15 protein-coding genes and 2 pseudogenes are annotated in these 16,789 nt (G+C 35.4%); 11 read left to right on the top strand and 6 right to left on the bottom strand.

The window, feature by feature from the left end; genetic code table 11:
• The first annotated feature begins 5 nt into the window (after nt 1–5).
• The gene (locus AAGD68_RS03105; RefSeq protein WP_253309386.1) at nt 6–581 is read left to right on the top strand and encodes a PopZ family protein; all 576 of its coding nucleotides are present in this window, start codon (nt 6–8) and stop codon (nt 579–581) included.
• Nucleotides 582–657: 76 nt separating this feature from the next.
• The gene (locus AAGD68_RS03100) at nt 658–1,236 is read left to right on the top strand and encodes an RlmE family RNA methyltransferase (RefSeq protein WP_253309385.1); all 579 of its coding nucleotides are present in this window, start codon (nt 658–660) and stop codon (nt 1,234–1,236) included.
• 674 nt (nt 1,237–1,910) lie between these two features.
• On the opposite strand, the gene AAGD68_RS03095 is transcribed toward AAGD68_RS03100, so the two are convergent.
• Nucleotides 1,911–2,036 carry a hypothetical protein gene (locus tag AAGD68_RS03095; RefSeq protein WP_264688313.1) on the bottom strand — a complete coding sequence of 42 codons (126 nt, stop codon included), beginning with the start codon at nt 2,034–2,036 and terminating at the stop codon, nt 1,911–1,913.
• Between the two features lie 69 nt (nt 2,037–2,105).
• Here AAGD68_RS03095 and AAGD68_RS03090 point away from each other — a divergent pair, with 69 nt between their 5' ends.
• From AAGD68_RS03090 to AAGD68_RS06760, 7 genes and pseudogenes are all read left to right on the top strand, one after another.
• The gene (locus AAGD68_RS03090) at nt 2,106–4,478 is read left to right on the top strand and encodes an ankyrin repeat domain-containing protein (RefSeq protein ID WP_341814369.1); all 2,373 of its coding nucleotides are present in this window, start codon (nt 2,106–2,108) and stop codon (nt 4,476–4,478) included.
• A gap of 315 nt (nt 4,479–4,793) precedes the next feature.
• Nucleotides 4,794–5,105: a hypothetical protein gene (locus AAGD68_RS03085; RefSeq protein WP_007548422.1), complete on the top strand. Its 312-nt coding sequence runs from the start codon at nt 4,794–4,796 to the stop codon at nt 5,103–5,105.
• A gap of 402 nt (nt 5,106–5,507) precedes the next feature.
• On the top strand, nt 5,508–6,056 hold the full coding sequence (locus AAGD68_RS03080) for a head-tail connector protein (protein WP_264688316.1): 549 nt from the start codon (nt 5,508–5,510) through the stop codon (nt 6,054–6,056).
• A gap of 265 nt (nt 6,057–6,321) precedes the next feature.
• A complete protein-coding gene (locus tag AAGD68_RS03075; RefSeq protein WP_253309381.1) occupies nt 6,322–6,732 on the top strand; it encodes a DUF3168 domain-containing protein in 411 nt (136 codons plus the stop codon).
• Nucleotides 6,707–7,096 carry a phage tail tube protein gene (locus tag AAGD68_RS03070; RefSeq protein WP_182159821.1) on the top strand — a complete coding sequence of 130 codons (390 nt, stop codon included), beginning with the start codon at nt 6,707–6,709 and terminating at the stop codon, nt 7,094–7,096. The genes AAGD68_RS03075 and AAGD68_RS03070 overlap by 26 nt, the downstream gene beginning before the upstream one ends.
• Nucleotides 7,097–7,161: 65 nt before the next feature.
• Entirely contained in the window at nt 7,162–7,938 is a 777-nt protein-coding gene (locus AAGD68_RS03065; protein WP_253309379.1) for a hypothetical protein, read from the top strand.
• Between the two features lie 253 nt (nt 7,939–8,191).
• Nucleotides 8,192–8,293 (top strand): annotated as a pseudogene (locus AAGD68_RS06760) (IS630 family transposase); the annotation flags it as partial.
• 544 nt (nt 8,294–8,837) lie between these two features.
• Here AAGD68_RS06760 and pth read toward each other — a convergent pair.
• The gene (pth, locus tag AAGD68_RS03055; protein ID WP_253309378.1) at nt 8,838–9,386 is read right to left on the bottom strand and encodes an aminoacyl-tRNA hydrolase; all 549 of its coding nucleotides are present in this window, start codon (nt 9,384–9,386) and stop codon (nt 8,838–8,840) included.
• 2 nt (nt 9,387–9,388) lie between these two features.
• Nucleotides 9,389–9,997 (bottom strand): 50S ribosomal protein L25/general stress protein Ctc, encoded by a 609-nt coding sequence (locus AAGD68_RS03050; protein ID WP_265044915.1) that lies wholly within the window; start codon nt 9,995–9,997, stop codon nt 9,389–9,391.
• A gap of 145 nt (nt 9,998–10,142) precedes the next feature.
• Between AAGD68_RS03050 and AAGD68_RS03045 the strand changes: the two genes are divergently transcribed.
• Both AAGD68_RS03045 and AAGD68_RS03040 read left to right on the top strand, forming a co-directional pair.
• The gene (locus tag AAGD68_RS03045) at nt 10,143–10,442 is read left to right on the top strand and encodes an ETC complex I subunit (RefSeq protein WP_253309377.1); all 300 of its coding nucleotides are present in this window, start codon (nt 10,143–10,145) and stop codon (nt 10,440–10,442) included.
• An 85-nt stretch (nt 10,443–10,527) separates the two neighbouring features.
• Nucleotides 10,528–11,758 (top strand): annotated as a pseudogene (locus tag AAGD68_RS03040) (IS256-like element ISWpi15 family transposase).
• Here AAGD68_RS03040 and AAGD68_RS03035 read toward each other — a convergent pair.
• The 3 genes from AAGD68_RS03035 to AAGD68_RS03025 all read right to left on the bottom strand — a co-directional run bounded on the left by AAGD68_RS03035 (nt 11,699) and on the right by AAGD68_RS03025 (nt 16,756).
• The gene (locus tag AAGD68_RS03035) at nt 11,699–12,517 is read right to left on the bottom strand and encodes a hypothetical protein (protein ID WP_253307326.1); all 819 of its coding nucleotides are present in this window, start codon (nt 12,515–12,517) and stop codon (nt 11,699–11,701) included. The pseudogene AAGD68_RS03040 and the gene AAGD68_RS03035 overlap by 60 nt on opposite strands.
• 82 nt (nt 12,518–12,599) lie before the next feature.
• Nucleotides 12,600–14,108, bottom strand: a complete 1,509-nt coding sequence (locus tag AAGD68_RS03030; protein WP_265044917.1) for a hypothetical protein — start codon at nt 14,106–14,108, stop codon at nt 12,600–12,602.
• A gap of 65 nt (nt 14,109–14,173) precedes the next feature.
• Entirely contained in the window at nt 14,174–16,756 is a 2,583-nt protein-coding gene (locus AAGD68_RS03025) for a valine--tRNA ligase (RefSeq protein ID WP_341814367.1), read from the bottom strand.
• Nucleotides 16,757–16,789: the final 33 nt, after the last annotated feature.

Genomic DNA, 16,789 nt, shown 5'->3' with positions numbered 1-16,789 from the left:
GCACTATGCATGATGAACAAGGCAATCAATCTGTAAAAGATATTCTAGAAGATATAAAAAAAGCTATATCGGGTAAAAACGCAAGTAACGATAAAGCAGAAATAAAGGATGAAAATGATGATGTGCTATGCCTTGAAGAAGAGTATCCAGAAGACATGGAAGAAGATGGCAAAAAAGAAAATGGTAAAGAAGAGAACATTGATAATGATGACCAAAGTGAGGAAATGGCTTGCAACAACAACCAATTTAATGGCCATAGCTACAATTCAGAAGAAAAAAAAGACATTGATTTGTACGATAATATCCAAATGAGTAATAACAAAGCGAGTAATAGCGGCTTACAAGCGCAAAATAATGATCATCTAATTTTAAAAGAGAATATGGAAGAGATCAAAGCGCTGCTTGGAAAAATGCAAAACGAATTGCAGCATAAACAACAAAAAAGAGCGAATCTTACTGTTGAAGAATTAGTTACATCTCTTTTAAAACCTCAGCTCTCAGAATGGCTGAATAAATATCTACATGCACTGGTAAAAGAAGTAGTTGAAAAAGAGCTCAAAGATATAATCAATAATAAGTAGGGTATTAGCAATAAAAACTAGAGTAAAGACGGCTAGAGGCAGAAAACTATCTTCAACAAGGTGGCTACATCGTCATTTGAATGATCAGTATGTGCGAAAAACTAGCAAGGATGGTTATAGGTCACGCTCAGCATATAAGCTGGTAGAAATGGATAATAAATTTAAATTATTCCAAGAAGGGCAAAAAATTATTGATCTTGGTGCTTCTCCTGGTGGATGGTCACAAGTCGCGTCTCAGAAAGGTGCAAATGTAGTTGCTCTTGACATGAAACCAATGAACGCAATTAATGGAGTAGAGTTTATACAATGTGATATTATCAATGGGCTTGAAATTTTAAGAGAAAAATTCAAGGATCAAAAATTTGATGTAATTTTATCTGACATGGCGCCCGAATCTTGTGGTTTAAAATCGTTGGATCATATCAGAATTATGCTTTTATGTGAGGCAGCGCTCAATTTTGCAAAGCATTTCTTGAGCCATGGTGGCACGTTTGTAGTAAAAATTTTCCAAGGAGAATCTGATAAAGATTTTTGTAACAAGCTAAAAAAAATGTTTAAAACAGTAAAATATTTTAAACCAAAGTCAAGTAGATCTGAATCTACAGAAATGTATTTGGTAAGTTTAGGCTTTATTGGCAGCAGACCTCCTATATAATATTAACCCAGGTAGCCCGCAGAAGTGAAAAAACTTCCTTGACAAACTCCGCCAGCCCCCTTATCATGAAACTGAAGCTATTTATTTATCTTCTCTGTACAGATTAAATGACAAAAAAACTCACGTATCTGGCGTCTCATGTTTAATTTTTTGCACTATGTGCACTCTATGTCTTTATCAAATTTCTAGGTTTTTACCTATACAAGCTGAAATACGCTATTTAAAACATCAAAAAACGCCAACTTAAAAAATGGATAGTGAATAATTAGCTACCCTAGGGTTTCTTTTGCCTTTTTTTCTGTTTAGTAAATTTCTTAATGTTTATAATTTAGATTAGTTGCGGCTTAAAAGCAACTGAATCGCGGTTATTAAACGTTTAGAATAAAAAAACGCCATACTTGAAAGTATAATGTAAGTAATTAGCCAACCATGGGGCTTCTTTTGCCTTTTTTTCTACTTGGTAAATTTCTTAATGTTTGTAGCTAAACGACAATCGTCATCCCGCTGCTTGTTAGCGGGATCTATTCTAAGGAGATACCGCGGCGGTATGACGGGTTAAGTAGGGTGTCATTCCAGTGCTCCTTTTTTTGTCATCCCAGTGCGTGACACTGGGATCTAGCCTTTATTATTTGGTTGTCTTCTGGATTCCAGTGTCAGCTACTTTCATGACATCATCATAAAGTAAAATGAGATCCCAGTGTCACGCACTGGGATGACAGAAGAAGGTGCTGGGATGACAGGGGAGTTGAATGACAACGAATTGGAAGAAAATGTTTATGACTAATTTTTAGATCAAACATCGAATTTCGACAAACTTAACTTTTTTGTGAGACTATTCAGCAATAATAAATAAATTGAGAGGAAAGGTTGTGGCAATAGAAAAGGAAAAGTTTTTTGAAATAATACGCAATGTGAGTGAGAGTAAAGGTTTGAATAAGGATAATTTGCTTGAAAGGATAGGGAGTAAGCTAAAAGGTGTAAACCCAGAAGCATATAGCACTTATAACAATTTGAAGATAGATAAGCTATTCATGATACAAGATTTAGATAAAATTGCAAGTTACACATTGTTACATCTTGCTGTGGAATGTAACAGTGTACCAATAGTAAAACTCCTACTAGAAAAGAAAGTAAAAGTTGATGAACAAATATCGGGTGATTTTAATTCTAAATTCACTGCTTTGCACATTGCTGCTTTGCATGGTCATCAAGAGATGGTTCAGCTTTTATTAGATGCTAACGCAAATCCTTTACTAAAAGATAGTCAAGGCCGAACTCCAAGAGATATGGTTAGCAATATACCAAATAAGGATATCATAGTAGAAATGTTAAAGGAAGGAGAACAACGTTATGCTGAGGCAAGAAAGAAAAGACTAACTTATGGACAAGGCACTTTACCGCAGCCTAATAATAAAACTCCAGGAAATTTAGCTGTGGGCGGAAATAAAATAACTGCTGCAGTGCAAGCATGGAATGCAAAAGGTCAGGGAGAGAACAATGGAACTACACCAAACAACAGAAAAATCTATGTACAAAATGAGAATGAACAGACTTCTTCAAACTCAATCATTAATGAAAACAATACAGACAAAGTAGGTGATACATTAGAAAGAGAACAGGCTAAAAGAGATGCTGTGGCGCAAAAGTTGCAAGAGGCAGAACAACGACTTGCCAATAACCAGAAGCGCATAGAACAAACTTATTTGCACAATCAACACACAGAACAGCAGTATACTATACATAATGGGGAACAGATCTCTTTAGATTCGACTATTGATGAAAGTAATAGTAGTGACAGTGGAATAAATACTTCCACAGAAGACATCGGTAAAGAGTTAGAAAAACACAATACACAGGATGAAAATGGATTGACTCTTTTACATCGTGCTGCTGGAAACAATAATAAAGAATCAGTGAAACTTTTGTTAGAATATGGAGCAAAAGTTGATGTACAGAGTAAAGATGGCCATACCCCTTTACACTATGCTGCTGCACTTGGTTATGTGGAGATTGCAGAATATCTAATAGATAAAGGAGCAGATGTTGATGCACAAGATAAAGCTGAGTATACTCCATTATATTACGCTCTTGCAAATGACAATAAAGAATTAGCAAAACTTTTGATAAAACATGGAGCAGATCGCTCATTGATAAAGGATGAAGGCCTAATAATAGATAGACTAAACAGTATGTGTGGTCAGCTATCTGAGGTTGTATCTGGTACTTCTTCCCATTTCAAAACACACAATGCAACGGAAACTCCAGAAGAAACAGAAAAGGTTAAAAAACGTAAAGTTAAATTAAAAAAATTATGTGCTCAGCTAAAGGAAGAGAATCAATCACTAAAACAAAAAATACAAGAGCTAGGAAATGAAAACGCAACGCTTAAGGGTGGACTAGGCAAAACAAAAACTAAAACAAATGAAGTACCATTAGAAAAAGCGCAAAAGGAAATAGAAGTATTGAGAAATTGTGTCACTGGACATGGAACTAGGCTGGAAGCACTTAATAAACTCGACGAAGAGAATCAATCACTAAAACAAAAAATACAAGAGCTAGGAAATGAAAACGCAACGCTTAATAGTGAATTAGAAAAAACAAAAACTAAAACAAATGAAGTGTCACTAGAAAAAGCGCACAAAGTACTAGCAGAACTAAAGAATGACGTAGCTGGACATGAGGCTAGGCTGAAAACACTTAATAAACTCAACGAAGAGAATCAATCACTAAAACAAAAAATACAAGAGCTAGGAAATGAAAACGCAACGCTTAAGGATAAATTAGACAAAACAGAAAGTCAGTATTCTAAAGCAGAAGCGTTGTTAGAAAAAACGCAAAAGGAACTAGAAGAATCAAAAAGTTGCATAGCTGGACATGAGACTAAGTTGAAACAACTCAATAAAGAGAATGAATTACTAAAACAAGAAATAAAAAATCTGAAAAATGAAAACACACCACTTAAGGGTGAATTAGGCAAAACTAAAACAAATGAAGTGTCGCTAGAAAAAGTAGGAAAAAGACAATTTTCCCCAAAAGTTGTCTATGCGAGCCTTGCAGCTATGTTAGTAGTAGGTGCTGCTCTTAGTATTGCTTCTGGATTGTCTGCTCTATTAATAGTTGCAGCTTCTGTGGTATCTGCACTGATAGCCGGTGGCATTACATACACAATATCAAAACCCATCGCTCCTGACACTGAATTGAAAGAAGTGGATATTCAAGGTTCAGCACGACAGTGTTTGTAAAACTTAGCACCTACATCTGTACGAACATTGTCCCAGGAGGTAATGTTCGTACAGTTATGTGTCAGCTACTTGCATGACACCCTGGCAATCGTCATCCCGCTACTTGTTAGCGGGATCTAGAGATACCGTGACGGTATGACGGTTAATTGTTCCGCGCGGGATGACAAGAAAGGAGCAGCAGGATACCATGTCATTCCAGCGCATGACGCTGGAATCTAGTAAAAAGTATTTGCAAGTTACACAGTAGTGTGAATTTTTTACTTCGGTAGTTTTTCATTATCATTATAATCATAATAGTAGTTGAGTTTAATTGATATGAAAACTTTTACGAAAAATTTTAAAAATAACGAAAAAAAGCTAGAGGAGTTTAATAAGGAAATTGAAGATATAACAACTATAGCTCAAGATAAATTTGCACATGAACTTGAAAATATCGCATATGACAGTGTGCAAAAATTTCGCAGTCTGCTTGCTAAAGAGTTAAACTCCATCTTCAATAATATTCATTCTCAAAATGTTAATCTACTAAAATCCAGCCTAGTTGAATATGCTATAAGTTCAAATTTTATCAATAAAAAAGGAGAAACAGCTTTAATACGTTCTCTTCTTAATATATTCATACGATAAAGAATTTATAGCATAATCGTGGTGTCATGAAAGTAGCTCTGTACGAACATTTGTTTGCGAAGAAATATTATAGCCGGTTTTGCCTCAAACACAAAGATGTCATCCCAGTGCCATGACTACTTGGATCCAGAAATTTTGATTAGAGATTAAGTTGGTGAGCACGAAAGTGACTAACCTTATATTAAAAATAACATCTTTGACAGTGAAAGGCTGGATTCCAGTGTCAAGCACTGCCATCATAAAGAAACCAGTGTCAGCCACTTGGATGACACCGTCATAAAGGAACCAGTGCTCCTTTTTTTGTCATCCCAGTGCGTGACACTGGGATGACAGAAGAAGGTGCTGGGATGACAAAATAAGGAGCGTTAGAATGACAAAAATATATTTATAAGGAGGGTTATCATGTCAACAAGATCTACTTCACCAAGAATACATGTGCAACGTAAATCTAAGCCTGAATCTTTTCCAGTTACTTTAGAAGAGGTTAAATCTTTTTTACGCATTGAGAACGATCAAGATGATAAGTTGATTTCAGATCTAATTTTTATGGCAACTGATTATGCTGAGTGGCATATGGAAAAGTCACTGGTGAAACAAACATGGCAAGTTTCATATGAAGATTATGTACCTCGTAGGATCTATTTAAGCTATGGCCCTGTGAGTAAGATAGTATTGGCTACTGCAATGATGTCTAAAGGTCAAGAGAAGAGAACACTTAAGTATTATTTTAGTGATGTAGGGGGCTACGTTGAGTTTTTCAATTATTTGAATGCAATAAGAGTTGATGTTGTATACGAGGCTGGCTATGACAATGTTCCTGAGCAGATAAAACTAGGTATTATGCGGCATGTTTCTGCTATTTACAAAGATCGTGAATCGGGGGTAAGTAGCCATTTGTCTGAAGTGAAGAAGGTGTATTCTCCATTTCGCGAACCAAAGGTTGTTTTGTAGCTCTTTCTTGTCATCCAAACTGGGCTACCTACGTCATACCGTCACGGTATCTCACATAGATCCCGCTAACAAGCAGCGGGATGACGAGATAAATACCGTCATACCGCCGCGGTATCTCAGCCGCTAACACGTAGCGGAATGACAGCAGTCCTACGTCATACCGTCACGGTATCTCACATAGATCCCGCTAACAAGCAGCGGGATGACGAGTTTGTATCGGGAAACGCTGCTTATGTTTTAGCTATATATCTTTCGAGGATTAATCATGGAAAAAATTCAAGCTATAAACGAGTTGTACAATAGTATTTATGCAGCACTAAAAGCAAACTCTGATTTAAGGAAATATGTTACTAACATTTATGACTACTTACCTAAACAGGTCACCATTCCTTACCTGAGATTGCATGTAGTGAATTATAATAATCTGCACATGCTGTCCAATTTTGCTACAAAGGCAAGATTTTCATGCGACATATATACCCATCATATAGGCAGTATGTTTGCCATTATAAGGCATATTAACTTGATACTTAAGAGTATTAAATATTCTGATAATGAAACTATTTTGGAAAGTAATTGTGCTATTAGTCAGCACGATGAAATTTTACATTCAACAATTAATTTTGATATTTTAATGAAAGGAGGCGATAATGAGCAAATTACAGCTAAAAATTAAAGATCATGACAATAATTTTATTGTGTTAAATAATATACGAAACCTAAGGTTTACTTTGCGTAATAACAGAGAAGAGGTGAAAGATATTTCTTCTTTTGGCTGGAGAAAAGTGCTCGATTGTGCTGGAAGCAGACACATTACGATAAAAATTAATGGAATTTTAGACTCTGTATTAGCTGATGAATTATTACGTAATTCTGCTATATTAAACTCTAATAATGATTATGAAATTAATTTTAACACTAAGGAAAAGATCAGATTACGGTGTTCAGTTGAACTGTATGAGAGATATTATGACCCCGCTGCTTTTGACAGTTTTACTGTAATTTTAGCGAGTGCTGAAGTTGTAAACGCTTTTCATTAATGTTAATTTAATTTTTTCATATACAATAGTAACTGGTGAGAATTTTAACTAAATTAAAAAAAATCATGAACGACGAAAACCTTTTCGAGGAAGACGGTGGTAATATTGAAGAAAATAACAATGACAGAAGAGAGAGAAGTTTAGAAAATGAAAATCAAGAAGAACAATATAAAGAGGAAGATAAGCAATACATAATACAGTATATTCAAGACTATTTAAAAGTTTTTGAGGATATTCTAAATCAGATCGACGAAGGAATTGATAATTTGGATAGTTACGAAAGGACTATGCAAATAAAGCGAAGCATAGACAGGCTCATAGAGACTTTATATAGTCAGGCTGCGTCTGAAGATATTGATGCAGAATTTGAAACCACAAAGCATACTCGCGATAAATCAGAATCTATGAAAAGGGTTAGAGAGAAAAGAAGGAAGCAAGCAATAGAAGAAGTATTAAGTAGCATGTTTGCCCAGCAACAAAAGGAGCTAATGAACGCTAAACACTTAAGTCATGGACATGAAACAGCACATGATGATGAAGCAAAAAAACGAGTGAAGTCTTCAATCAGGGGAGTGTTGTTTTCGGTGATTGCTCATAGGATGGATCCAAGAAGGAGAGCAGGAGAAACTGCTGACGATAACGAAAAGCAAGCTCATATATATGGCAGGGAAGCAGTTGGTGGAGCTTTAGGTGCATTGTTAAAAACATTTTTAACAGCAGTTACTGCCGTTGTGCGCGAAATTGCTAAGCCACTTCAGCATATCAGCAAACAGGAAACATCTTTTGCAAAACAAGTTGAAGAAAGCAGAAACGCAGATTCACAAAAAGGTCGATCTGTGTAGACTTTTCCTTGTAATAATCTTTCGATTCTACTGTCTGTTAATTCATAATTAGGGTTATATAGCTAACTGAAAAAAGGTTACCCCAGAAGGGATAAAAAGGTATAAAATGGCTTTAGATAAGGTAGAATGATGCCAAAGTGAGGATCTGAGGGAACGTGTTTTGAAAGTAGTAGACGAGAAAAAAATGACTATGGAGAAGATAATCAAGAGAAAAGATAATTGAAAAATTTGGCAATATGTGCAAAGACAAAGATACTCGCCGGATTTAAATCCAATTGAAAAGTTATGGTTTGCCATCAAGCATGCCATAAGAAAAGCTCTGCAGAACTTTTGGCCCGATATCAATTCGGCTATTGATTTTAGCACTCGGGGAAACCTTACTTGGGTTAGCTATAGTTTGCTTGCTCACAAGCAAACTTTCCTGGATCCAAGTAGTCAAGCTACTCGGATGACATCCTCCCTAGTGAATATTGCTCTTAATTTGTAACTAACCCAAGCCATAAATATTAAGAAATTTACCAAACGAAAAAAAAGGCAAAGAACTCCCGTGGTGCGAGTTTTGACCCTATAATAATTTAAACTGGCGCTGTAATAATGTGCTAACGCTTAAAATAAGCGCGATTTGGCTGAATGTAGAAAAAATTTAAAAGACATGCAGCCGCTATAATTTTATGTAATCCGCCAAAAAATACCCTAAGTTTTTTACTGAATTTTGTCATTGAGCCTGCAGGTCAAAAACAAGTTTTGAGTCATAAATACCCTTATTGTCATAATAAGGGGGCTGGCGGAGTTTGTCAAGGAAGTTTTTTGTTTCCACTGAATGACAGTTGTGGCTTGGGAGGTAGTACAAGAAATCTGTTATTTTAATTGTGTGAAATTTAGTTTTGTGTTTCATAATATTATACAATCAAATTGATAAAAGCTGTATTATCTCCTTGCAGCATTAAGTGTATATTTTTTGCTATTTTTTCCACTAAGGGAGTAACGTTATCAAAATTTGAAAATTTTGATAATACATAATCTGCTAAGCTTTTTTCATCTTCAGGTCTACCCACTCCAAATCTCAAGCGCCAATAATCATTACCAATAAAACTATCTATGGATTTAAGTCCATTATGTCCAGCAGAGCTACCACCTTTCTTTATTTTTATTCTTCCAATTTCCAAATCAGCGTCATCGTGTATGACAACGATATTATCTAGCGATAATTTGTAAAAGTTTCGTATTTTTGCAACAGGGATGCCTGAATTATTCATAAATGAATAAGGCTTTATTAACATGATTTTATTATCATTAATTATGCCAGAGGTTATTAGATAATCGGCTTTTTTAGAAAACGACTGGAAATTCCAATATTTGTAAATTTTATCAACTACGATGAAGCCGATATTATGATGAGTTAACTCATATTGACCACCAGGGTTACCAAGTCCAACTATCAGATGCACTATTACTCTGTTTCTGCTTGAGGTTCTTCAACGTCACTATCGGCAGCAGAAATTGTAACAATAGTAAAATTTTCTTCTTCATGAGCTACAAACTTAACACCTTCTGGTAATTTTACATCATTAATATGTATAGACTGGCCAATCATTTTACCGGATAAATCAACTTCAATAACCTGAGGTATTTTATCAGGAGAGCATTTAACAGCAATAGAACGACACAAAACATTAAGCACTCCACCTAACTTGATCCCTGGAGCTTTACTTTCATTCACAAATGATAGAGGTATTTCTATTTTAATTTCGCTGCCTTTATCAACAAATTGAAAATCAACATGTTGCACAGTATCCTTTACTACATGCAATTGGATATCGCGAACAAGAGCATATTCCTTTTTGCCCGAAATATTCAGCTCTATCAAATGTGCAGAAAGAGAGCCTGATTTATATTGCTTCGTGAATTCCTTTGCAGACAATGTTAAATTTACATTATCATGACCCTTTCCATATATGATTCCAGGGATGTTTCCTTTCTTCCTTAGAGAATGCATCGCTTTTGTTTTTGTTATATCACGTAACTCTGCATTAATTGTTACTATTTCTTGTTGCGTCATCGATTACTCCTATTCAGCTAATCCTTTTAATATAATTTAATAATAATATAACATAAAAATATTTATTTCAAACTTCATTCTTTCATACTAATTGTTTGTGAAAGGATTTATTTAGATGTATATTTAAGCTTATTTAACAAGAACTATGGGCATTGATGATAAAGTAGTTTTTAGGATTTATAAACCAACAAAAACTGCAACACAATCTGGTTTAGGTAATACAAATCTCTGGCACCTAAAAATTGAATCTGGTTCTTACTACATTGAACCTTTAATGGGGTGGGTTGGCTCAAAAGATCCAAAAAAACAGATTGTATTAAAGTTTGATTCTCTTGAAAAAGCAGTATTCTACGCAAAAAAACGCAACGTTAAATACGTAATTGAAATGCCAAAAAATGTTAAGAGGCTGCCAAAATCTTACGCAAGCAATTTCATACTAAAGTAAGTTGCACAACAAAGGGAGTGTTAAATAAACTGTGTCAAACCGAAAAAAAAGTAATAAATTGATATAAAAAAATGGAGGTTTGACAATGAGTCAGAAAGTAGTAAACAGAACTACCGGTTTGGTAGATTATAAAGAATTAGAAACAAATATCCTGTCGTCTATACGAGAAGGAAGACCGTTGACAGGAAGAGATGGAGCATTAACACCGTTTATAAAAAAGTTGCTGGAGGTAAGCCTGGAAGGTGAAATAGAAAACCACTTGTCGGCTGAAAGCGAAGAGAATAATCGAAGAAATGGGAGGAATGCAAAGACTTTACGTACAAGCGCAGGGTCATTTGAACTTTTGACGCCAAGAGATAGGGAAGGAAGTTTCGAACCACAAATAGTCAAAAAAAGGCAAACAAACTTACATCCAGAGCTTGAAACGAAGATTTTGAGCACATTTGCCAGTGGTATGGGCTATAGAGATATAGTGTCACATGTTGAGGAAATTTATGATCACAAAATATCGGTGGCAGAGATATCAAGTATTACTGACAAATTGCTACCAGTAATCAACGAATGGCGTAGTCGCCCGCTGCAGTCTGTATATCCGATAGTTTTCATGGTTTTTTAAAGTCAAAGAGGACGGGCATTGCGTAAGTAAATGCATGTATAACATATTAGGCATAGATCAAAATGGCAAAAAAGAAGTATTAGGTTTTTATTTGGCTGAAAGTGAAGGAGCTAACTTCTGGTTGGGAGTGCTAAATGACCTCAAAGAAAGAGGAGTAGAAGATATCCTTATTGCCTGCGTTGATGGGCTGAAAAGCTTTCCTGCAGCTATAAACAGTGTCTTTCCTAATGCGGAAGTGCAGATGTGTATAGTGCATCAGATACGCAACTCACTGAAGTATGTGGCCAGTAAAGATGCGAAGAGTTTTTTGAGCGATTTAAAGAAGGTATATCAAGCTTCAAGCAAGGAAATTGCCGAGAATTATCTGTTGGAATTGGATGAAAAATGGGGCACAAAGTACCCTATGGTTATAAAATCTTGGCAGAATAATTGGGAAAACTTGTCTGGTTATTTTAAGTATTCTGGTCCAGTTAGGAGGATAATCTACACCACCAATCCCATAGAGGGGCTACATAGGCAAATTAGGAAATTCACTAAGACCAAAGGCTCATTTACCAGCATAAATGCCTTGCATAAGCAGGTATATTGTGCTATAAAGAAGGCAGAGGAAAAGTGGACGATGCCTGTACATGATTGGGCATTAACTATCTCTCAACTTGATGTTTTCTTTCCTGGCAGATTGAAAATTGAGTTGAACTAAAAATGCGGTTTGACACAGTTTATTTAACACTCCCGAATTAGTTGCTTCTTGTACTGCATTTTCTTGTAATGAAATTCGTTCCAGCATGCTTAGCGTTTCCTCGTACTTGTTAATATTTTCGTTGAACTTCTTTTCCGCTTTTAGAGCTTTATTAAAAAGAGTTTTATCAATATTAGAATTTTCAGATGAGTGCTTTTTGTTTTGTTTATGTAAACCAATATTTCTACTTGTCATATTGAGGGATGCCTTTAGATCCTCTATTTCTTTTGTTATCTTTTTTTCTAACTCCTCATTTTTATTTTCATCTCCCCCTTTTCCTTCTGATTCATCATACAGTTCTTCTCCTGATTCATCATATAGTTCTTCTTGTGATTCTAACTGTTTCTTTAACCACTCTATTTCCTCATTTAGCCTTTCAATTTCGCTTTCTAAACCCTGCTTTTCTCGAGTTAATTTATTTAATTGATTCTTCACTTCTTTGTTTGCAGCTTCTTCAGCTTCCTTTCCTAGAGTTATTTTATTTTCTAACTCTTGCTCTTTCTGAGCGAATTTATTTCTCTCAACTTCCAGTTTCTTATTATTACTAATTATTTTATACGAAAGTGCAAGCACCAAAACAGATAATGCAGCTAAAGCAAGAATTAGAGGAAGAGGCACATTAGAAGTTACAGTAAGCGCTAAAGATGTAAGTAACGTAAGAGTAGCTAAGGAACTAGCTACAAAATAAAATGTGTTAGCTTTGTTAAACAAATTGCTCATTACTCCCCTCCCCTCATGAACAAAACTTCAGCAGTCTTGTATATATTTGTTAAGATTCTCTTATCTGTGGAGGTCACTGCACTTACATCGTTAAGGTGTGATAGGAATTATTTGTTGCATCTCTAAAAAGCGATAAATTAGGGCTGCCGGTACTTGTATTAGGATTTTCGTGATTTAGTTGCTCTGAATTTTCTTTATTCTCATCCTCATCTTCCTTTTTAGGAGATAGAGATTTTCTAGAATATCTTCTTGGTGTGGATGTGCGAGGAGAAAGTGGTTTCGGGAAAGTTAGTCCATTAGCAAGCTTATTTTCACCTGTTCCTTCAAATTCTGATGAATGTTCACTGCTTATATCTAGTTGATTATTTATACCTAACTTTTCATATATAGGTTGCATAAATTCATCAACTGCTTCTTGTATACGGTCTGTATCTTGCATGTCTTGTTCTTCTAAATTAAAAAGTCCTTGCTCTACTCTTTCTTTCACTACACTGAGTACAGTAAATACTGTTTTCGTTACATATTCTCTCTTTTTTTCTTCAAATTTATTTACATTTTTCTTGTAATCATCCTTAACGTTTATTGATTGATTAACAAGTTCTTCCTCGTCTGCTTTTAAAGATAATAATTCCTTTTCCAGCTCCTCAATTTTAGATAAGTGCTTTTTCTCCTTTGTACTTAATTTGTCAACTTCATTTTTAAAACGAGTGTGCTCTTGACGCTCATAACTAACTTCACCTTCTAATCTTTTCTTTTCCCTTTCCAACTGGTATAACTTCTTCTCTAATTCTTTTATGTCGTTACTTAATTCTTTTTCTCTTTTCTTTAATTCCTCCTTCAGAGAGGAAGCTTCATCACTTTTTATTCTTAACTGCACTACTAATTCTTCTACTTCTTTTCTTAATTCTGTTTCTAATTGTATCTTTTCTTTTTCTAACATAGTTAATTGATGATTTAGAGAAGAAACCTTCTCTTTTAATTTACAAGGTAAGTCATTGTATTCATGTTCTAAGTTGCTCAGTTTGTTCTTCATCTCACATAATTCACCTTGTAAATTACCTTTTTTTTCATTTAGTTTCGTATTTTCATCACGTAACTCTTTAGTAAAATCAAGAGAATTTTTCTTTTCACATTCTAACTGACTTACTTTCTTATTCAATTTTTTTATTCTCTCATCTAAACCTTGCTTTTCTCGAGTTAATCTATTTAGTTGATTATTCAATTCCTCCACTTCTTTGCTTGCAGCTTCTTTAGCTTCTTTTTCTAGAGTTATTTTATTTTCTAACTCTTGTACCTTACTCTCAAATTGTTGTTTTACGCTTTCTAACTCTTGCTCTTTTTCAGCAAATTTATTTTTCTCAACCTCTATTTTCTTATTATTACTAATCATCTTGCATGAAAGTGCGAGTATCAAAGTAGATAGTATAGATAAACTCAAGGCAACAGGAAGAGCTACATTAAAGACTGCAACTGAAGACAAGAACTCAACATAAGGGGCAACAGCAAGTGTCCCAGATGCAAGCAATACCAAAGTAGCAAAAGCACCAGCTATAAGATATGGTGCATTGGCTTTATTATATAAATCCCCCATTATTATTCCCTCACAACTAAAGTATTATAATAGCATAAATGTCAAGGGAAGTAAAGCTATACAAATCAGTATAAGTCTATATTCACTATGTATTTCCCGTCTTCAGTTTCAAGCTCAGACTGCATCCACTCTATCATTTCCGCATTGCAAACTGCTTGTAGGTCATTCTGCGCGGATTGATTCAATTTGTCCTCTCGTAGATCTGCTTTTATCACTAATTTCTTTATCAAATGCTTAACTGATACATTATTATCTGCTTTTATCTTTCTGATAATGTTTAATATCTGCACGCAATTGTCTCCCATTTCCTCTGAATATTTATCGTAGATAAGCTCTTCTAATTTTGGCCAATTACTTTGATTGTGTACAGAATTATAACTATACAACTGGTGGTATATCTCTTCTGTAATGTAAGGCAAAAAAGGTGCAAATAACCGCAAAATAACATTTAACACATACGCCAAGCTTTGTTTTGCACTTAAGGTTGCTTCACTGCTTCCGTACGCGCGTTTTTTTACTAATTCCAAGTAGTTATCACAAAAATCCTTCCAAAAAAATTCCTCTATTACACCCAAAGCTTCGCAGTATTCAAACTGTAATAGGTTATTCGTTGCTCTTTCTATAACTTTGTATAACTTAGACAATATCCACTTATCTATTGTCTCGTGAGCAGAATTTATGCTCATTACTTGATGCTTTTCCATGAACATGGAAACAAACTTGCTAGCGTTCCAAAGTTTTGTAACTAGGCGCTTGCCAATTTTAAATATATTTTCAGAGTAGACTGTATCAACTCCAAGCCTTGAGTTCGCTGCCCAATAGCGTACTACATCAGCTCCATAAGTTTCAAGTATTACATGAGGAGTGATGATGTTACCTTTTGATTTACTCATCTTTTTCTTATCATCGGCTAAACACCAACCGCTGATCATAATGTTTTTCCAAGGTAAAGAATCTGCATGATAATGTGCCTTTAAAATAGTATAAAAAGCCCAAGTTCTTATTATCTCATGGCTCTGGCTGCGCAGATCTGCAGGAAATATTGTATTATAGCGATGATTTGGTAAGCTAAACTCACTGTTTACTGCCAGTGCACTTAGTTGAGGAGTAATTGAACTTGTGGCCCAGGTATCCATTACATCTTGATCTGGGATAACCTCTTCTTTGCTATACCCTTTTGGCAAATCTTTGAGTGGATCTATAGGTAGGTCCTTTATCTCAGCTAGAATAATTTTACCTTCTTCTCCCTTACGTTTGGAATACCACGCTGGAAATGGCACACCAAAATAGCGCTGCCTTGAGATGCACCAGTCCCAATTTAGCCCTTCTATCCACACTTCCATGCGTTTACGCATATTGCTTGGATGCCAATTGCATTCTTTTACTTTATCTAATACTTGAGCTTTTTGCTCTAAGGTCTTGATAAACCATTGATAAGTAGGCAATATCTCAAGTGGTGCACCAGACCTTTCTGCGCACTTAACAGAATGAGAAATGCTAGTGCTTTCTATTAGTAACTCCTTCTCAGTTAGGATTTCGATCATCCTCTTTCTTGCTGCTGTAACTTTCAATCCATTGATTTCATTGTAGATTCCAGCGTCACGCGCTGGAATGACGCCGGGGTGTGGTGGAATGACGTCTTCTTTTGTCATCTGAGTAGCCCTTTCTCCTGTCATCCGAGTAGCCCCTATGGTGTCATCCCAGTGCCCAGACACTGGGATCCATGCTCTTTCCTTCTGACCATGTGGTGTATGCAGGTTCATCCTCCCATCCTGATCGATGATAATTTTCATCGGCAGATTATGCTTTTGCTGCCAATATATGTCGAGCTCATCACCGAATGTACAACACATAACAAGCCCAGTGCCTTTATCTACTTTAACCTTATCATCAGCTATTATTGGAACTTTTTCCTTTGTTATTGGCGCTACGGCTGTTTTGCCAATCAGATGGGTATAGCGTGCATCCTCTGGGTGGCAAAAAACTGCAACGCATGCGGGAAGTAACTCAGGTCGCGTAGTTGCAATATTGATCTGCTCATTTTCGTGAGTAGAGAAAACTATCGTGTTTAAGGATGACTCAAAAACTTTATCTTCTATTTCTGCTTGCGCAATTGCGGTTTTATCAACCGGATCCCAAAGAATAGGTTGCATTTTTCTATATGCATACCCTTTATTATATAGATCGATAAACGACATTTGAGAAAGTGTCACAGTTTCCTTGCTGATCGTGTGATATTCCAAACTCCAGTCATAACTAATGCCGACCGATTTAAATAGTTCCTTAAATTCTTGCTTTGATTTTTCAATAACTTCATGGCACATCTCTATAAATTTTTCTCTGCCAACTTCTTTTGCACGGGTTTTATAGGTTTGTTCAACCAATCTTTCAGTGGGGAGCCCATTATCATCAAACCCAATTGGATAAAACACATCTTTTCCCAGCATGCGCTGAAACCTTGCAATAAAGTCTGTGTGGCAATAGCTAAATATATGGCCGATATGCAATTTACCCGATATTGTTGGTGGAGGTGTGTCTATAGTGAAAGTGTTATCCTTTTCACCATTCCATTTATAAACTTTACTACCTTCCCATAATATGTTGCATTTGTCTTCAACTTCTTTAAAGCCGTATTTTTCTTTTAACATAAATATTTCTCAATTTTAAACCTTAAGCTAGCA

The organism is Wolbachia endosymbiont (group A) of Machimus atricapillus (assembly GCF_964027095.1).
GTDB lineage: Bacteria > Pseudomonadota > Alphaproteobacteria > Rickettsiales > Anaplasmataceae > Wolbachia.
The sequence above is the reverse complement of the archived record's forward strand: the minus strand, read 5'-3'. Positions and strand labels throughout refer to the sequence as shown.

Excerpts from the sequence above, each read along its gene's own strand:
- AAGD68_RS03105 (WP_253309386.1), top strand. The coding sequence starts at position 6 with ATGCATGATGAACAAGGCAATCAATCTGTAAAAGATATTCTAGAAGAT.
- AAGD68_RS03035 (WP_253307326.1), bottom strand. The coding sequence starts at position 12,517 with ATGAGCAATTTGTTTAACAAAGCTAACACATTTTATTTTGTAGCTAGT.
- AAGD68_RS03085 (WP_007548422.1), top strand. The coding sequence starts at position 4,794 with ATGAAAACTTTTACGAAAAATTTTAAAAATAACGAAAAAAAGCTAGAG.
- AAGD68_RS03070 (WP_182159821.1), top strand. The coding sequence starts at position 6,707 with ATGAGCAAATTACAGCTAAAAATTAAAGATCATGACAATAATTTTATT.
- AAGD68_RS03065 (WP_253309379.1), top strand. The coding sequence starts at position 7,162 with ATGAACGACGAAAACCTTTTCGAGGAAGACGGTGGTAATATTGAAGAA.
- AAGD68_RS03025 (WP_341814367.1), bottom strand. The coding sequence starts at position 16,756 with ATGTTAAAAGAAAAATACGGCTTTAAAGAAGTTGAAGACAAATGCAAC.
- AAGD68_RS03050 (WP_265044915.1), bottom strand. The coding sequence starts at position 9,997 with ATGACGCAACAAGAAATAGTAACAATTAATGCAGAGTTACGTGATATA.
- AAGD68_RS03030 (WP_265044917.1), bottom strand. The coding sequence starts at position 14,108 with ATGGGGGATTTATATAATAAAGCCAATGCACCATATCTTATAGCTGGT.
- AAGD68_RS03080 (WP_264688316.1), top strand. The coding sequence starts at position 5,508 with ATGTCAACAAGATCTACTTCACCAAGAATACATGTGCAACGTAAATCT.
- AAGD68_RS03075 (WP_253309381.1), top strand. The coding sequence starts at position 6,322 with ATGGAAAAAATTCAAGCTATAAACGAGTTGTACAATAGTATTTATGCA.
- AAGD68_RS03095 (WP_264688313.1), bottom strand. The coding sequence starts at position 2,036 with ATGTTTGATCTAAAAATTAGTCATAAACATTTTCTTCCAATTCGTTGT.
- AAGD68_RS03045 (WP_253309377.1), top strand. The coding sequence starts at position 10,143 with ATGGGCATTGATGATAAAGTAGTTTTTAGGATTTATAAACCAACAAAA.